Origin of the sequence: Pseudofrankia sp. DC12 (assembly GCF_000966285.1) — a bacterium.
Lineage (GTDB): Bacteria > Actinomycetota > Actinomycetes > Frankiales > Frankiaceae > Pseudofrankia.
In genome coordinates this window covers 2786455-2800717 of sequence record NZ_KQ031391.1, presented here as the reverse complement: position 1 = coordinate 2800717, position 14263 = coordinate 2786455, and the positions used below count along the sequence as shown (strand labels likewise).

Annotated in this window: 11 protein-coding genes; 5 read left to right on the top strand and 6 right to left on the bottom strand. The window is 72.7% G+C overall.

Annotated elements, in window-relative coordinates:
* Positions 1–256 precede the first annotated feature (256 nt).
* Positions 257–1111 (top strand): glycosyltransferase family 2 protein, encoded by an 855-nt coding sequence (locus FRADC12_RS33035; RefSeq protein ID WP_232303729.1) that lies wholly within the window; start codon positions 257–259, stop codon positions 1109–1111.
* Positions 996–2615, top strand: a complete 1620-nt coding sequence (locus tag FRADC12_RS11035) for an ABC-F family ATP-binding cassette domain-containing protein (protein ID WP_045876584.1) — start codon at positions 996–998, stop codon at positions 2613–2615. The genes FRADC12_RS33035 and FRADC12_RS11035 overlap by 116 nt, the downstream gene beginning before the upstream one ends.
* Position 2616: 1 nt before the next feature.
* On the opposite strand, the gene FRADC12_RS11030 is transcribed toward FRADC12_RS11035, so the two are convergent.
* Positions 2617–4047, bottom strand: a complete 1431-nt coding sequence (locus FRADC12_RS11030) for an NAD-dependent epimerase/dehydratase family protein (protein WP_045876583.1) — start codon at positions 4045–4047, stop codon at positions 2617–2619.
* 178 nt (positions 4048–4225) lie between these two features.
* Between FRADC12_RS11030 and FRADC12_RS11025 the strand changes: the two genes are divergently transcribed.
* Positions 4226–5029, top strand: a complete 804-nt coding sequence (locus FRADC12_RS11025; protein ID WP_045876582.1) for a hypothetical protein — start codon at positions 4226–4228, stop codon at positions 5027–5029.
* 74 nt (positions 5030–5103) lie between these two features.
* Here the strand turns inward: FRADC12_RS11025 and FRADC12_RS11020 are convergent, their stop codons facing one another.
* Positions 5104–5598 (bottom strand): PPOX class F420-dependent oxidoreductase, encoded by a 495-nt coding sequence (locus FRADC12_RS11020; protein ID WP_232303728.1) that lies wholly within the window; start codon positions 5596–5598, stop codon positions 5104–5106.
* Between the two features lie 102 nt (positions 5599–5700).
* Here FRADC12_RS11020 and FRADC12_RS11015 point away from each other — a divergent pair, with 102 nt between their 5' ends.
* On the top strand, positions 5701–6708 hold the full coding sequence (locus FRADC12_RS11015; RefSeq protein WP_045876581.1) for a daunorubicin resistance protein DrrA family ABC transporter ATP-binding protein: 1008 nt from the start codon (positions 5701–5703) through the stop codon (positions 6706–6708).
* On the top strand, positions 6705–7547 hold the full coding sequence (locus FRADC12_RS11010; RefSeq protein WP_045876580.1) for an ABC transporter permease: 843 nt from the start codon (positions 6705–6707) through the stop codon (positions 7545–7547). The genes FRADC12_RS11015 and FRADC12_RS11010 overlap by 4 nt, the downstream gene beginning before the upstream one ends.
* 69 nt (positions 7548–7616) lie before the next feature.
* Here FRADC12_RS11010 and FRADC12_RS11005 read toward each other — a convergent pair whose 3' ends face one another.
* The 4 genes from FRADC12_RS11005 to FRADC12_RS10990 all read right to left on the bottom strand — a co-directional run bounded on the left by FRADC12_RS11005 (position 7617) and on the right by FRADC12_RS10990 (position 14207).
* The gene (locus FRADC12_RS11005) at positions 7617–10781 is read right to left on the bottom strand and encodes an ATP-binding protein (RefSeq protein ID WP_045876579.1); all 3165 of its coding nucleotides are present in this window, start codon (positions 10779–10781) and stop codon (positions 7617–7619) included.
* A 517-nt stretch (positions 10782–11298) separates the two neighbouring features.
* Entirely contained in the window at positions 11299–12114 is an 816-nt protein-coding gene (locus FRADC12_RS11000) for a cobalt-precorrin-6A reductase (protein ID WP_045876578.1), read from the bottom strand.
* Positions 12102–12854: a precorrin-4 C(11)-methyltransferase gene (gene cobM, locus FRADC12_RS10995; protein ID WP_045876577.1), complete on the bottom strand. Its 753-nt coding sequence runs from the start codon at positions 12852–12854 to the stop codon at positions 12102–12104. The genes FRADC12_RS11000 and cobM overlap by 13 nt, the downstream gene beginning before the upstream one ends.
* 66 nt (positions 12855–12920) lie before the next feature.
* Positions 12921–14207, bottom strand: coding sequence for a bifunctional cobalt-precorrin-7 (C(5))-methyltransferase/cobalt-precorrin-6B (C(15))-methyltransferase (locus tag FRADC12_RS10990; RefSeq protein WP_045876576.1), 1287 nt, complete (start codon positions 14205–14207; stop codon positions 12921–12923).
* Positions 14208–14263 lie beyond the last annotated feature (56 nt).

The window sequence follows — 14263 nt, the reverse complement described above, 5'->3', positions numbered from 1 at the left end:
GGGCGAACGCTCGTCGCGGCCGCTCCCTCGCGGCCCGCTGGGCCTCGAGTCCCATCCGCACCCAGGGCCAACCATACCCTCACGTGAGGGTATGGTTGGCGCGTTTGAGGTGACGTGTTCCCGGGGGCTCTGCTCGCCCTGGAGGGTGCGACGCCGGCGGGAGACCCTGATCCACCCGCGGTCGAGCGCCAATGTGCACGCCCGGGCGCGGCCCTGGTGCTCGGCAGGCTGACGATCGACAGACGGAGACGCTGCGATGACGGAATCCCGGGTACCTGAGGTCAGCATCGGGATTCCGGTGTACAACGGCGCTGACTTCCTCGGGGCGGCGATCGAGTCGCATCTGGCGCAGACGTTCGGTGACTTCGAGCTGGTGATCTCGGACAATGCCTCCACCGATGGCACGGAGGAGCTCTGTCGCCGCTTCGCCAAGGAGGACTCGCGGGTTCGCTACCTGCGACAGGCGGAGAACATCGGCGCGAACGCCAACTACAACGAGGTCGCCAGGATCTCGCGGGGGCGCTTCTTCCGCTGGGCGGCCGACGACGACGTCCTGTTGCCGGAGTACCTGGAACGGACGTACGACCTGCTGAGCATGCGGCGCCATGCAGAAGGTGCCCGCGGATGCCTCGACCGGCTCGGCCTGGCCGTAGGTAAGCAGCAGCACGCCGTCCAGCACGTAGAGCGCCTCGTCGAACCCGTTGTGGGCGTGTGGCACCGGCCCCGCGAACAACGGCGGAACGAGCATCTCCGCGGCGGCCAGGGAGTCCACTCCTGGCGCCGGCTCGGCGAGCACCGCCATCGGCTGTCCGGCGTAAAGGAAGGTGCGGGCATCCACCGGGCGGACAATCGTGCCATAAGTCATGGCCCCCGACTATCCCAGCCGGCGCGACGCCCGGCTCCCGCGCAAGCCGCCCGGCGCGGCGCACACCGGCCAGGGGCTCGTGGCGATCAAACGGTTTGCCAGGCCGTGACGCGCCCGCGAGGATCCGCCCATGGGGCATCTGGAAGTGGCGCACGTCGAGTACTACCTGCCGGACGGGCGGGTGCTGTTCTCGGACACGTCCTTCCGGGTGGGAGAAGGCGCGAAGGCCGCCCTGGTGGGCGCTAACGGCGCCGGCAAGACGACGCTGCTGCGGCTGCTGTCCGGCGAGCTGCGCCCGCACGGCGGGACGGTCGTGGTCAGCGGTGGCCTCGGCGTGATGCCGCAGTTCGTCGGTTCGGTGCGCGACGAGCGGTCGGTCCGCGACCTGCTGGTCTCGGTGGCCGAGCCACGGGTCCGGGAGGTGGCCGTCCAGGTCGACGCGGCCGAGCTGGCCATGATGGAGCGCGACGACGAGGCGGCGCAGCTGCAGTACGCGCAGGCGCTGAGCGACTGGGCCGAGGTCGGCGGCTACGAGGCCGAGACCGTCTGGGACACGTGCACCATGGCCGCGCTCGGCACGCCATACGAACGGGCGCAGTGGCGCGAGGTCCGGACGCTGTCCGGCGGGGAGCAGAAACGCCTGGTCCTGGAGGCGCTGCTGCGCGGCCCGGACGGGGTGCTGCTCCTCGACGAGCCGGACAACTATCTCGACGTGCCGGGCAAGCGCTGGCTCGAGGAGCAGCTGAAAGCGACGCGTAAGACCGTGTTGTTCGTCTCGCACGACCGGGAGCTGTTGTCCCGTGCGGCCGAGAAGATCGTCAGTGTGGAGCCGAGCCCGGCGGGATCCGATGTCTGGGTGCACGGCGAGAGCTTCGAGACCTATCACGAGGCCCGCCAGCAGCGTTTCGAACGTTTCGAGGAGCTCGGCCGGCGCTGGGGCGAGAAGCACGCCCAGCTGAAGCGGCTCGTCGCCGACCTGCAGCAGTACGCCGCGCGCAGCCCCGACATGGCGTCGCGCTACCAGGCCGCGAAGACCCGGCTGCGCAAGTTCGAGGAGATCGGCCCGCCGCCGGAGCCGCCGCGCCGCCAGGACATCCGGATGCGGCTGCGGGGCGGCCGGACCGGGGTCCGCGCGCTCACCTGCGCGGGGCTGGAGCTGAGCGGGCTGATGCGCCCGTTCGACCTGGAGGTCTTCTACGGCGAACGGGTCGCGGTCCTCGGCTCGAACGGTTCCGGGAAGTCGCACCTGCTGCGGCTGCTTGCCGGCCAGCCCGTCGCCCACACCGGTGAGTGGAAGCTGGGAGCGCGCGTCGTGCCGGGCCATTTCGCGCAGACGCACGCCCACCCGGAGCTGGCCGGCCACACCCTCGTCGACATTCTCTGGAAGGACCACGCCAAGAACCGTGGCGGCGCGATGGGCATGCTGCGCCGTTACGAGCTCGAACCGCAGGGTGATCTGCCGTTCGAGAAGCTTTCGGGTGGCCAGCAGGCGCGGTTCCAGATCCTGCTGCTGGAGCTGGCCGGCAGTACCGCGCTGCTGCTCGACGAGCCGACCGACAACCTCGACCTGGAATCGGCCGAGGCATTGCAGGCGGCGCTGGAGTCGTTCGAGGGCACCGTCCTCGCGGTCACCCACGACCGCTGGTTCGCGCGCGCCTTCGACCGGTTCCTGGCCTTCGGCATGGACGGTCAGGTCCGCGAGACCGCGGAGCCGGTCTGGGACGAGGGCCGGGTCGAGCGCAGTCGCTGACCTACGAGGTGGACTCGATCTGGGCCAGGAAACGGTTGGCCACGGCCTGTTTGGCGTAGCCGGCCGGGTCGCGGACACATTCGGGGCACCAATGGCCGGCGGTGAGGATGAGGCGTGCGCTGCCGGTGAACTCGTGGCCGTCGGCGCACCGCCAGCGCAGCGGTGCCGTGACGTCGCCGGCAGGCAGGATCTCGGACAGCAGCTCGCCGCCACGGAAGTCGGCGGCGGCGGCGAAGTCGTCGTCGGTCCAGGCAGCCGGGTCCTTCGACTCGTCGTACCCGTGGTCGAGCAGCCGCGGGGTCTGGTCCGGCGCCGGGATCTGGAAGGTGGACCAGTCGCCGATGGCCTCCCAGTCCGCGCGGGAGCCGAAATAGGCGCGAATGCGCTGGTCGTCGTCGGCGCGGATCCACGCCATGCTGCCGCGGGGCTGGCGGGTGAGCGGGCCGATCACGAGGTTCTTCACGACCGCCGCCGGGATCCTTCCCGCCAGGCGCACCGATCGAGGGCACGCGCGGACGGCCCGGGCCAGCGCGTCGTCCACGGTGTCGCGCCGGAACGGCACGAGGTTCTCCAGGTCGTCCGAGTCGGTGTACCACTGGCCGTGGAAGTTCCGCGTGGCGAACCAGTTGCGCTCGTACCAGCGCCGGATGTCCGGCACGCCGAGCACGGCGGCCAGCCTGACCTGAATCTCCCAGTTGGTCAGCCGCCAGTCGGCGCCGCCGCCGATGTTGTAGACCCGGCCCCAGAACCGCTCGGGCACGCCGTCCTCGCAGATGTTGGCGAGCAGCCGGGCCGAGTCCTCGGCGGTCGCCCATTCCATGACGCCCGTGAACGGCACGTGGGTCACGATCGCGTCCCGGATCTCCAGCATCCCGGAGTGGAAGATCCCGGTCTGGCGCAGCCACACCCAGCGCGGCAGCCCGGATTCGATCAGCGTCCGCTCGGCGACGATCTTACTCTGCCCGTACTCGTCGAACCGCGAGACCCGAAGCGGGTCGCCGACCCGGCCCCAGTGATGCGGTGGATTGCGGTCACCGGTCTGGGCGACCGATCCGATCATGACGACGCCGATCGCCCCGGGGTCCGGCTGGGCCCGGGCCGCCCTGATGATGTTCCGTGCGCCGCCGACGTTGACCCGGTAGGTGAGCTCCGGCTGGTCGTCCGCCTGCGGGGAGACGATCGCGCCGACGTGCAGGACGTAGTCGCTGCCGCGCACGCACTGTTCGACGGTGTCGTAGTCCGTCAGGTCGCCCCAGACGACCCGCAGGTTCGGCAGGTCGCTGAACGCGGCGATGGCCGCGCGCTCGCGCCGGGTCGGCAGCACCAGGGCCACGACGTCGAACCGGTCCGCCCGGTCGGCGAACTCGCGCAGCACCCGGCGGCCCCAGTTCCCGGTCGCGCCGGTCAGGAACACGCGCCGTTTTCGGCTCATCGCAGCCCGCTTTCCCTGCTCGCCCGACGACCTCGGGCCGCGGCTCCGGGCCGCCGCCGGAACTTCTCCAGGTCACCCTCGCGCGGGGCCGCACCGGTGGCCTCGACCACTCTGACGACCGGGAGGTCCTGGCACAAACCGTCCCGCGGACGGTCCAGGATCAGGTGAGGATCCCGTCGTGACGCTGGCCTTGAAACTGCTGCTCGCCCCGCTCCTGGCCGTCGCCTCGTCACTCGCGGGACGACGGTGGGGACCTGGCCTGGCCGGCACGTTGGTCGCGCTGCCCGTCGTCGCCGGCCCGATCCTGCTTATCACCGACCTTCAGCACGGCCGGCGGTTCGCCGCGCCTGCCGCGAACGCCGCGCTGCTCGGCCTGGTGACGCTCGCCCTGTTCGCGGTGGTGTTCGCCCGCGCCGCACGCAAGCTGGGCTGGAAGGGCAGCCTCGCGGTCGGCTGGGGCGCGTGCCTGACCGCCGACCTTCTCCTGGCGTTGCTCGTGGTGCCGCCGCCGATCGGCCTTCTTCTCGCGCTGGCTGCGGCTGGTGGCGCCGTCGCGGTGATGCCGGCCGTTACGCCGACCGGCGGCGGGCACGGCCGGGCCGCGCAGCCGGCCTGGGATCTGCCTGGTCGCGCGGTCGCCACCGCGGTCCTCGTTCTCATGCTGACGGAGTCCGCGGCAGCGCTGGGCCCTCGGCTGACCGGTGTTCTCGCCCCGTTCCCGATCGCGACCAGTGTCGTCGCCGCGTTCACGCTGGCCCAGCACGGCCACCAGCTCACGGCCGCGCTGTTGCGTGGCGTTCTGCGAGGCCTGGCCGCATTCGCGACTTTCTGCTTTCTCGTCGCGGTTCTCGTCGTCCCGGCCGGGACATTTGTGGCATTCGCCGCGGCGCTCGCCGCGGCTGTGGTCGTCCAGATCGCCGTCGTTCGAGTCGCCGGACGCCGGCCTGGCCGACGGCCTCGCGGTTACTCCGGCAGCCAGTAGATGCCGGTCGGCCGGGCTTTGGCGTCAGTGAGGCTTACCTCGTGGCCCACCCGGCCATCATCGGGCCGCCGGTGCTATTCCAGGCTGGACGCGGTCTCGGTCTCGGCGGCGGGGGCGGGGGCGGCGAGGGTGATGACGACGCCGGTGTCGCCATAGGGGAACCTGCCCTTGCCGAGGTGGCCAAGGGTGTTGAGGAACTTCGTGAGGTGGACAGCGACGCCGTATTTCGCCCGCACCCTGGTCCGGATCGCGTCGAAGTCCGCACCGGACTGGGCCAGCTCGGCGGTTCCGTCGACCGCGGCAGTATCGGCCTTGATGCGGCCGCGGGCGTCCGAGGGCGCGACCGTCACCCTGGGGTTGTTGCGCAGCCGCTTGTACTTGCCGGAGGCGGACGACGTCCAGAAACCGACCCGGCCGTCGTCGAGCGGCACGATCCAGGTCGGCGTGGAGACACCGGCGCCGTTTTTGCGGAAAGTCGTGACCGCCACGTACTTCTCATCGCTGATTGCCATGGCGCCGAAGTCTAGGACCCCGTCCCACCAGCCGGCCGGCAGCCGCGCGAAAGCCATCGGGTACCCGTGAAACCACCCTGAGGGCACCGTGAAACCGGCGGCAGCCAGAGTTGTTCCCATGGGCCGGCCACACCGGAGCGGTCCGGAAGGAGCACCTTCATGACAGCCGCCGTCCACGCACGTGGTCTGGTCAAGACGTTCGGCGACGTGCGCGCCGTCGACAGCGTCGACCTTGACATCGGTGAAGGCGAGATCTTCGGCGTCCTCGGCCCCAACGGCGCCGGCAAGACGACGATGCTGAAGATGCTGGCGACGCTGCTGACGATCGACGGCGGCGACGCGTCGATCTTCGGTGTCGACGTTCGCCGCGAGCCGCACCGGGTGCGCCAGCTCATCGGCGTCACCGGCCAGTACGCCTCCGTCGACGAGAACCTCACCGCCACCGAGAACCTCTGGATGTTCGGCCGCCTCCAGGGCCTGAGCTCGCGCCAGTCACGCGCGACGGCCGCCGAGCTGCTGGAGCAGTTCGACCTCACGGACGCGGCGAAGAAGCAGATCTCGCAGTTCTCCGGCGGCATGCGCCGCCGGCTGGACCTGGCCGCGAGCCTGATCACCCGCCCCCCGCTGATCTTCCTCGACGAGCCGACCACCGGCCTCGACCCCCGCACCCGCGGGCAGATGTGGGACACCATCCGCGGCCTCGTCGCCAGCGGGTGCACGGTTCTGCTCACCACGCAGTACCTCGACGAGGCCGACCAGCTCGCCGGCCGGATCGCCGTGATCGACCGGGGCCGCAAGGTCGCCGAGGGCACCCCCGACGAGCTGAAGACCTCGGTGGGCAACCTGACGCTGCGGCTGCGGCTGGCCTCGGGCGCGGACACCTCGCTGGCCACGGATGTCGTCCGCCGCCAGCTCGGCGAGGAGCCGGTCGTCACCCCCGAGGCCGGGCAGCTCAACGTCGCGCTCGAGACCTCCGACCGGGTCGCCGACGTGCTGATCGGGCTGCGCCAGGCCGGTGTCAACATCGCCTCGGTCGGCGTGGACAAGCCGACGCTTGACGAGGTCTTCCTCGCCCTCACCGGCCACGACGCCGGCGAGGGCGACCAGCCGGACCCGGCCGTGCCCAGCCAGTCGAAGCAGCAGACCCCACAGGAGGTGGCCCGATGACCACGATCACCGCCGAGCCCCGGGCCACGATCACCGTCGACCCGCGGGCCGCGGTCGCCCGCACCCAGCACCGCCCCAGCCCGGCGGACACCCTCCGCCAGGTCCTCACGATGGCCTGGCGGGCCACCAAGAAGATGCGCCGCAACCCGGAGCAGTTCTTCGACGTGACGCTGCAGCCGATCCTGTTCACGGTGATGTTCGCCTACGTCTTCGGCGGGGCGATCTCCGGGAACGTGAAGAGCTACCTGCCGCTGATGATCCCCGGCATCCTCGCCCAGACCGTGCTGACCTGCTGCATGGCCACCGGCGTGCAGCTGCGCGAGGACATGGACAAGGGTGTCTTCGACCGGTTCAAGTCGCTGCCGATGGCCCGGATCGCGCCGTTGGCCGGGCCGATGGTCGCCGACCTGATCCGGTACGCGATCGCGTCGACGCTTACCTTCACCATGGGCATCGTCATCGGCTACCGCCCCGGCGGAGGCGTGCTCGGGGTGGCCGGCGCGATCCTCCTGGCGATCTTCACCGGCTGGTCGCTGGCCTGGGTCTTCACCTTCTTCGGCACCATCGCCCGCAGCGCGCAGAGCGTCCAGGGCATGTCGATGATGATCCTCTTCCCGCTGACCTTCCTGTCGAACGCGTTCGTGCCCGTCGACACGCTGCCGGGCCCGCTGAAGGCGTTCGTCAAGGTCAACCCGGTCTCGCACCTGGTCTCGGCCGACCGGGACCTGGCCAACCACGCGCACCTGTCCGCCCAGGTGGGGTGGACGCTGGTGGCCTGCCTGGTCGTGATCGCGATCTTCGCGCCGCTTTCGGTGCGCAGCTACAAGCGTCACCTCTGACGCGGACGTTCCTGAGCCTCATGACCGGGTGGATTCGAGGTCGCCTTGACGACCATGAGCCCCACCCGGTCATGTGGTGTTGAGCTGGCTGACGGCGCGAAGGGCCTCCTCGGCCAGGTCGGCAGCGGCTCGCTCGGCATAGGCCGCGCGGAATTCCGCCATCGAGCCCGGCGCCCTGTCCTCGGCGCAGGGCATGATCTTCTCCCAGGACATCGTGGGCATCATCCGGCTGTAGGCGAACCGCTCGGCGAGCACGAGCAGGCGCACCGCCTCGGCGGCGGGCGCCGCGGACCGCAGCAGGCCCCAGGCGCCCAGGGCGAACAGCGCCATGCCGAACACCGGGAAGTCGCGGCGGGCGTCGCTGAGCTTCAGCGCTCGCGAGGTCCTGGCGAGGCACGAGTGGAACAGCTCGGTGCCTTCGGCCTCGTCCTCGGGGGAGGCGTAGTAGGCGAACGCCGTCAGCGTGCTCGCGTCCGCGAACAGCAGCCAGGGCTCGGCACCGGTCGAGATGTGGCCCGGGAAGACGAAGGCGCGCAGCCGCGCGGCCGAGTCCCGGTAGGCGGCGAGCCCGGCGGCGGTGTCTCCGTTCGCCAACGCCAGCTCGGCCACCACCGTCCCGAGCCCGAGCAGCCCGCCGAGCGCCCCCCCGGTTCCCTTGAGCCGGTCGATGTCCGCAAGATGCGCCGACGCCTCGTCGAGCCGACCCGCTGCGATCGCCGAGAGCGCCAGCACCGAATGGACCTGGATCAGGTCGTCGAGCGCGCCGAGCCGCTTCAGTACGGGAATCGCCGCGTGGGCGTGTGGAACCGCAGCGAGCGGATGTCCAAGCTGCATATGGAGACCGGCCAGATGGGCGTGCAACATTGCCGCCAGCCACGGCCCGTCGTACTCCGCGCGCATCAGGCTCAACGCGTGCTCGGCGAGCACGATCGCGCGTGCGGGCGCACCGGAGTTCTCGAGCAGATGACTGCGCCACTGCAGGGCGGCGAGCGCCACGGACCGGTCCTCGGACTCGGACAGCTCCGCCAGCCGTGCTCCGAGCGGGTCTTTCCCGGTCAGGTCGTGCGCGAGCATCACGGTGACCATCGCGTTGATCCGTGGGTCACCGTGGTCGTCCGTCCCAAGCCGGACGAGCAGGTCGTGGATCTGGGCGAAGGCCTCTTCCTTCGCCCCGATCATCGCGTTCTGCAGCACGATGACCATGGCAGCCCGCGTCGCGTCGGCTGTCTCCGGCCCAGGGTGCCAACCGGAGACGGTCTCGGCGACAGAGGCCGCAAGGGCGGTCACTCTCGGGTGCTCACCTCGCAGGGACCACAAGCCTCCGAGACCGCACAGCAGGTGGACAGCCGCCTCCGGGTCGGCGGCGGCAAGCGTCTGCCGCAGCACGTCCGCCAGGTTGGTCTCCTCGGCGTCGAGCGCGTCGATGCCTTCGAGCTGATGGGCGCCGAACATCTGCCTGGCCGCCGCGTACGCGTAGCCGACCGCCCACGCCCGCAGCGCGGCCTGCGCCTCGTCCTGCTCGCCGGCCTGCGCAAGGCGCATCCGGCCGAACTCGCGGACCGTCTCGAGCATCCGGTACCGCACGCCGGCGTCCGTCTCGGCGACGGTCAGCAGCGACTGGTCGACGAGTGCCTGCACAGCGCCCAGCGCGTCCGGGCCGAGCACATCCTCCGCCCCCGCGAGGGTGACGCCGTCCTGGAAGACCGACAGCCAGCGCAGTGCCCGGCGTTCGCGCTCCTCCAGCAGGTTCCAGGACCAGTCGATGACGGCGGCCAGGGTGCGATGCCGGTCCGGCGCGTTCCTGACCCCGCCGCGCAGCAGGGCGAACCGGTCCTCCAGCCGTCGGCTGATCTCCTCGACGGACATCACCCGGGTCTTGGCGGCGGCCAGTTCGATGGCCAGCGGCAGACCGTCCAGCCGGGCGGCGATGTCCCGCACCGCGTCCTCGGGGAGCTGGACGTCTGGCCGCGCCGCGACGGCCCGCTGCCGGAACAGGTCGGCGGACTCCGCCGCGTCGAGCTCGCCCAGCGGATAGACCCGCTCCGCGCTGATCGCCAGCGGCGCCCGTGACGTGGTCACCACTCGCAGGTCGGCCGCGGTGGCGACGAGGAAGGCGACCAGGTCGGCGACGGCGTCGACGAGATGCTCGCAGTTGTCGAGGATCAGCAGGCTGGGCGCCACGCTGAGGTGCTGGGCGATCCGCCCGCGCACGTCGGCAAGCTGCTGGGGGGTCAACGTCCGGCGACCGTGCACCGAGTCGCGCACTCCCAGCGCGGAGCCGATCTCACCGATCACGTCGTCGGGCGTGGTCACGCCGACCAGCCCGACGAAGTGCACCACCGGCTGCTGCGCCGACCGGCCGAGCGCATGGGCCAGCCGGGTCTTGCCCAGCCCGCCCGGCCCGACGATCGAGACCACCCGCGAGGCACCGACCAGTGCCCGCAGCCGGGTGAGGTCCGCGGAACGCCCGATCAGCGGGCTCGTGTCGTAGTGCAGGCCCACCCGGACCGGCCGGTCGAGGTGCAGCAGCTCCTGGTGCACCCGTTCGAGCAGGACACCCGGGCTGACGCCGAGCCGGTCGCGCAGGCCGGCGCGGTACCGCTCGTACCGGTCGAGGGCCGGGCTCGGGCCGCGCACCGCAGCCTCGCTGCGCAGCAGGCAGGCCAGCACGGCCTCGTCGGAGGAGTCCCGGTCGAACGCCTCGCGCAGGCGCGGCAGCGCGGCCGCGTGCTCCCCGGTCAGGCTCAGCACCCGGCCGAGCAGCCCGCTTAGCTCGGCCCGGTGCGCGGTCGCGTCCCGGCGCAGCTCGGCGAGCGGGTGGGCGTCCTCGTCCCTGGGCTCGACCAGCGTCTCGGCCAGGGCCATCGCCTCGGTCGCCGCCTCGCGCGCCGCGGTCAGGTCGCCGGCCGCGAGCAGGCGCCGCGTCCGTCGGGTGAGGCCGCCGAGCCACAGCGCGTCGACCTGCTCGGGCGGGACGCCGAGGCGGTAGCCGTGCCCGTCGCGCACGACGGCGTCCGGCCCGCACTGGGACCGGGTCCGCGAGATCAGGACCTGGAGGGCCTTGCCGGCGTTCCCCGGCTCCTTGTCGCCCCAGACCACCTCGGCGAGCCGCTCGCTCGCCACGGCCTGGCCACCGCCGACCGCCAGGGCCGCCAACAACGCCTGCGGGCGCTCGCCGACCACTGGCCGGCCACGCCAGCGCACGCCGTCGAGAACGGCCAGGACGATCGGCACTCCTCCAGTCTAGGGAGGCGCTACACGCCGCCGGGATTCACGCGGGAGCCCGCCAGGCCCTGACTCGTCGCACGGCTTCGAGGCTGGGTCGACCGTCGGAGCTGAAAGCGATCTCGGCGGCCGGCGCGCGGGCGTGCACGGGCGCCATCGGGATCTCGCCGCTGTGGGCTGACGCCAGATTGCATACCCAGACTGGGATCTTCGGCCGGTGTCGGGCCGGTGGCCGGCCACGCCGACGGATGATCTGAGCGGCCGGGGCCGCCGACTTTTCGTGCGCGTTCAGGAACCGGGGGTCGAGGCCGGTCGGCAGAGCCGGACAACGAACTCGTATGCGCTTCACATGCGGTGGGGATCGGATTCTCACCGTGGGCTGGCTCGCGGCGCTGCCGCTCGTCGTTCTGCTCGGCCTGCTGCTGGCCGGCCGGATGCCGGTCGGCGTCGTCGAACGTCGGCTGACTTTCCGGGCCGATTTCGGCCATCGCGTAGGAGTCGTTTCCGGCCAGGCGGCGAGCGACGTTCATGGGCGAGGCTGGTGGGCGGATGGTTGCTCGGCATCGCCGTGGGCGAGTGCGCGCAGGGCGGTGAGCACTCCTGCGACGTCCGTCCAGGTCGGGGCCACCGGCCCGGTCGTGGCTGGTCGGTCGACCATGACGACAGGCACGCCGAGGGCTCGGGCCGCGTCGAGCTTCGCCGCGGTCAGGGAGCCGCCGCTGTCCTTGGTCACCAGGACGCGGACCCCGTGCTCGCGCATGAGCCGGGTCTCGCCGTCGACGGTGTACGGGCCGCGGTCGAGCAGCACGGTGTGCCGGGGCGGCAGATCGTCTGTCGGTGGGTCGACTGCCCTGATCAGGTAGTGCCGGTCCGGGTCGGCGGCGAACGGCCCGAGCCGGCGGCGGCCGGTGGTGACGAACACCGCGCCACCCGGCGGGCACAGCGTCCGGGCTCGTTCGGCTGCCGTTTCGAGGTCCGGCACGCGATGCCAGCTGTCACCAGGACGGTCCGTCCAGCCCGGCCGGGCCAGCCGCAGCAGCGGTACCGCGCCGCCGGGCGCGCCGTCCGCCTGGCTTTCAAGGCAGGCGGTGGCGGCGTGCGCGGACATCGTCGCGGCGAACGGGTGGGTGGCGTCGACGACGGCGTCGATGGCGCGCTCGCGCAGGAAGGCGCGCAGGCCGGCCACGCCACCGAAGCCGCCGATCACGGTCTCTCCGGCGGGCAGCGCCGGGTCGCGGACGCGGCCGGCGAGCGAGCTGGTGACGGCCATCCCCGGCTCCGCGACGAGCGCGGCGGCCAGGTCGCGGGCCTCCCGGGTGCCCCCGAGGATCAGGACACGCACGCGCGGTCCCGTTCCACCGAGTACAGGTGGCTGTCCCTGAAGCCCTCGGCCGCGAGCGCCGCGCCGACGATGATGACGGCGGCCCGGCGGATGCCGGCGGCGCGCACGGCCGCCGCGATGCCGTCGAGCCGGCCGCGCAGGACGACCTGGTCGGGCCGCGAAGCCCAGGCGACCACGGCGACCGGGATGTCCGGGCCGTAGACCGGCAGCAGCCCGGCGACGACCGCCTCGATCCGCTGGACCGACAGGTGGATGACCATGGTCGCCTGGGCGGCGCCGAGGGCCGCGAGCGTCTCCCCGGGGGGCATGGCCGAGGCGTTCTCGCTGGTCCTGGTCAGCACGACACTCTGCGCGACGCCCGGGACGGTCAGCTCCCGGTTCAGCTCGGCCGCCGCCGCCGCGTACGCGGACACGCCCGGGCAGATGTCGTAGCGCACGCCGGCCGCGTCGAGCCGGCGCATCTGCTCCGCGACGGCGCTGAACACCGACGGGTCGCCGCTGCAGAGCCGGGCGACGTCCTGCCCGGCGGCGTCGGCCTCGACGAGGTGGCCGACGATCTCGTCGAGGGTGAGCCGGGCGGTGTCGACCAGCCGGGCACCCGGCGGGCAGTGCGCCAGCACGGCCGGGTCGACGAGGCTGCCGGCATACAGGCAGACCGGCGACGCCGCGATCAGGTCGCGGGCGCGCAGTGTGATCAGGTCGGCGGCGCCGGGCCCGGCGCCGATGAAGTGGACGGTCATCGCGTCGCTTCCTGGTAGGTCGGTGAAGGTGACCGGGTGAGGTACCCGATGGCGGGTCCGGGCGGGTCAGACGGCCGCGGCCGCGCCGTCGGCTGGCGCGGTATGGACCCACTGCGTGACGGGCAGCGCCGGCCGGAACGCGGTGAACGAGCCGACCGGCTCGGCATGGGAGATCGCGATCCGGCGCAGCCTGCCGCCGACCCGGCGGTGCCAGTCCGCGAGCACGGCCTCGGTCTCGATCGTGACCGCGTTGGCGACCAGGCGTCCGCCGGGCCGCAGCGCCGCGAGACAGGTCTCGACGACGCCGGGACTGCTCGCACCGCCGCCGACGAAGACGGCGTCGGGCCTGGGCAGGCCGGCGAGCGCCGCCGGTGCGCGGCCCTCGACGACACGCAGCCCGCCCGCTCCGGCGACCAGGCCCGCGGTCTGCTCGACGGCGCCCGCGAGCCGCTCGGCGTTCGCGCGCACGTGGGCGGCCCGGTCCGCCCGCGGCTCGATCGCGACCGCGCGGCACCGGTGGTCGGCGCGCAGCCACTCGGTGGTGATGCCGCCGCTGCCGGCTCCGACGTCCCAGAGCAGCTCGCCGGGCGTCGGCGCGAGGGCGGCCAGGGTGACGGCCCGGACCTCCTGCTTCGTGAGCACGCCGTCGGTGGCGAAGGTGGTGTCGGGTAGCCCGGGGACCCGACTGGCCATCGCACGGGCCTCGTCGGAGGGGCCGGGGCCGCAGTGGACCGCGACGATGGCGAGGCGGTCGTGTGGCGGCACCGCGGGCTCTCGGAGCGGGCCGCTGACCCGCTCGCGCGGCCCGCCGAGGCGTTCGAGCACCGTGATCTCGGCGTCGAGGCCGCGTTCGGCGACCAGCGCGCCGACCCGGTCCGCGCCGTCCTTGTCGCCGGTGAGGACCAGCACCCGCGCGCCTGCGCGCAGCTGCGGCCCGACGGCGGCGTACGGCCGGCCGACCGCGCTGACGACGGCCACCTCCTCGACCGGCCAGCCGAGCCGGGCGCAGGCCAGCGAGATCGACGACGGGGCCGGCAGGACCCGGACCCGCCCGGGCCCGAGCACCCGCGCGAGTGTGCCGCCGACGCCGTAGTGCATCGGGTCGCCGCTGGCGAGCACGGCGACGCGCTTTCCGGCGTGGCTGTCAGGCAGCGCCGCCGCGGCCGCCGCCAGGTCGCGGGGCCAGGCCTCGACGGCACGGACCCGGCCGGCCACGAGCCCCAGCTGACGGGCCCCGCCCAGCACGACATCCGCGGCCGCGAGCGCCGCCCGGGCCGGCTGGCCGAGGCCATCCCAGCCGTCCTCGCCGATGCCGACGACCGTGACCTCGACGGCTCCCGTCGTCCCGGCCACCGCGCGACCGGCAGCCAGGACGGGTGCGGGGCCGCCGGGCGCAGGTCCGGTGGTTG

Coding starts and splice junctions, on each gene's coding strand:
- FRADC12_RS33035 (WP_232303729.1), top strand. CDS start 257: ATGACGGAATCCCGGGTACCTGAGGTCAGCATCGGGATTCCGGTGTAC.
- FRADC12_RS11035 (WP_045876584.1), top strand. CDS start 996: ATGGGGCATCTGGAAGTGGCGCACGTCGAGTACTACCTGCCGGACGGG.
- FRADC12_RS11030 (WP_045876583.1), bottom strand. CDS start 4,047: ATGAGCCGAAAACGGCGCGTGTTCCTGACCGGCGCGACCGGGAACTGG.
- FRADC12_RS11020 (WP_232303728.1), bottom strand. CDS start 5,598: ATGGCTTTCGCGCGGCTGCCGGCCGGCTGGTGGGACGGGGTCCTAGAC.
- FRADC12_RS11015 (WP_045876581.1), top strand. CDS start 5,701: ATGACAGCCGCCGTCCACGCACGTGGTCTGGTCAAGACGTTCGGCGAC.
- FRADC12_RS11010 (WP_045876580.1), top strand. CDS start 6,705: ATGACCACGATCACCGCCGAGCCCCGGGCCACGATCACCGTCGACCCG.
- cobM (WP_045876577.1), bottom strand. CDS start 12,854: ATGACCGTCCACTTCATCGGCGCCGGGCCCGGCGCCGCCGACCTGATC.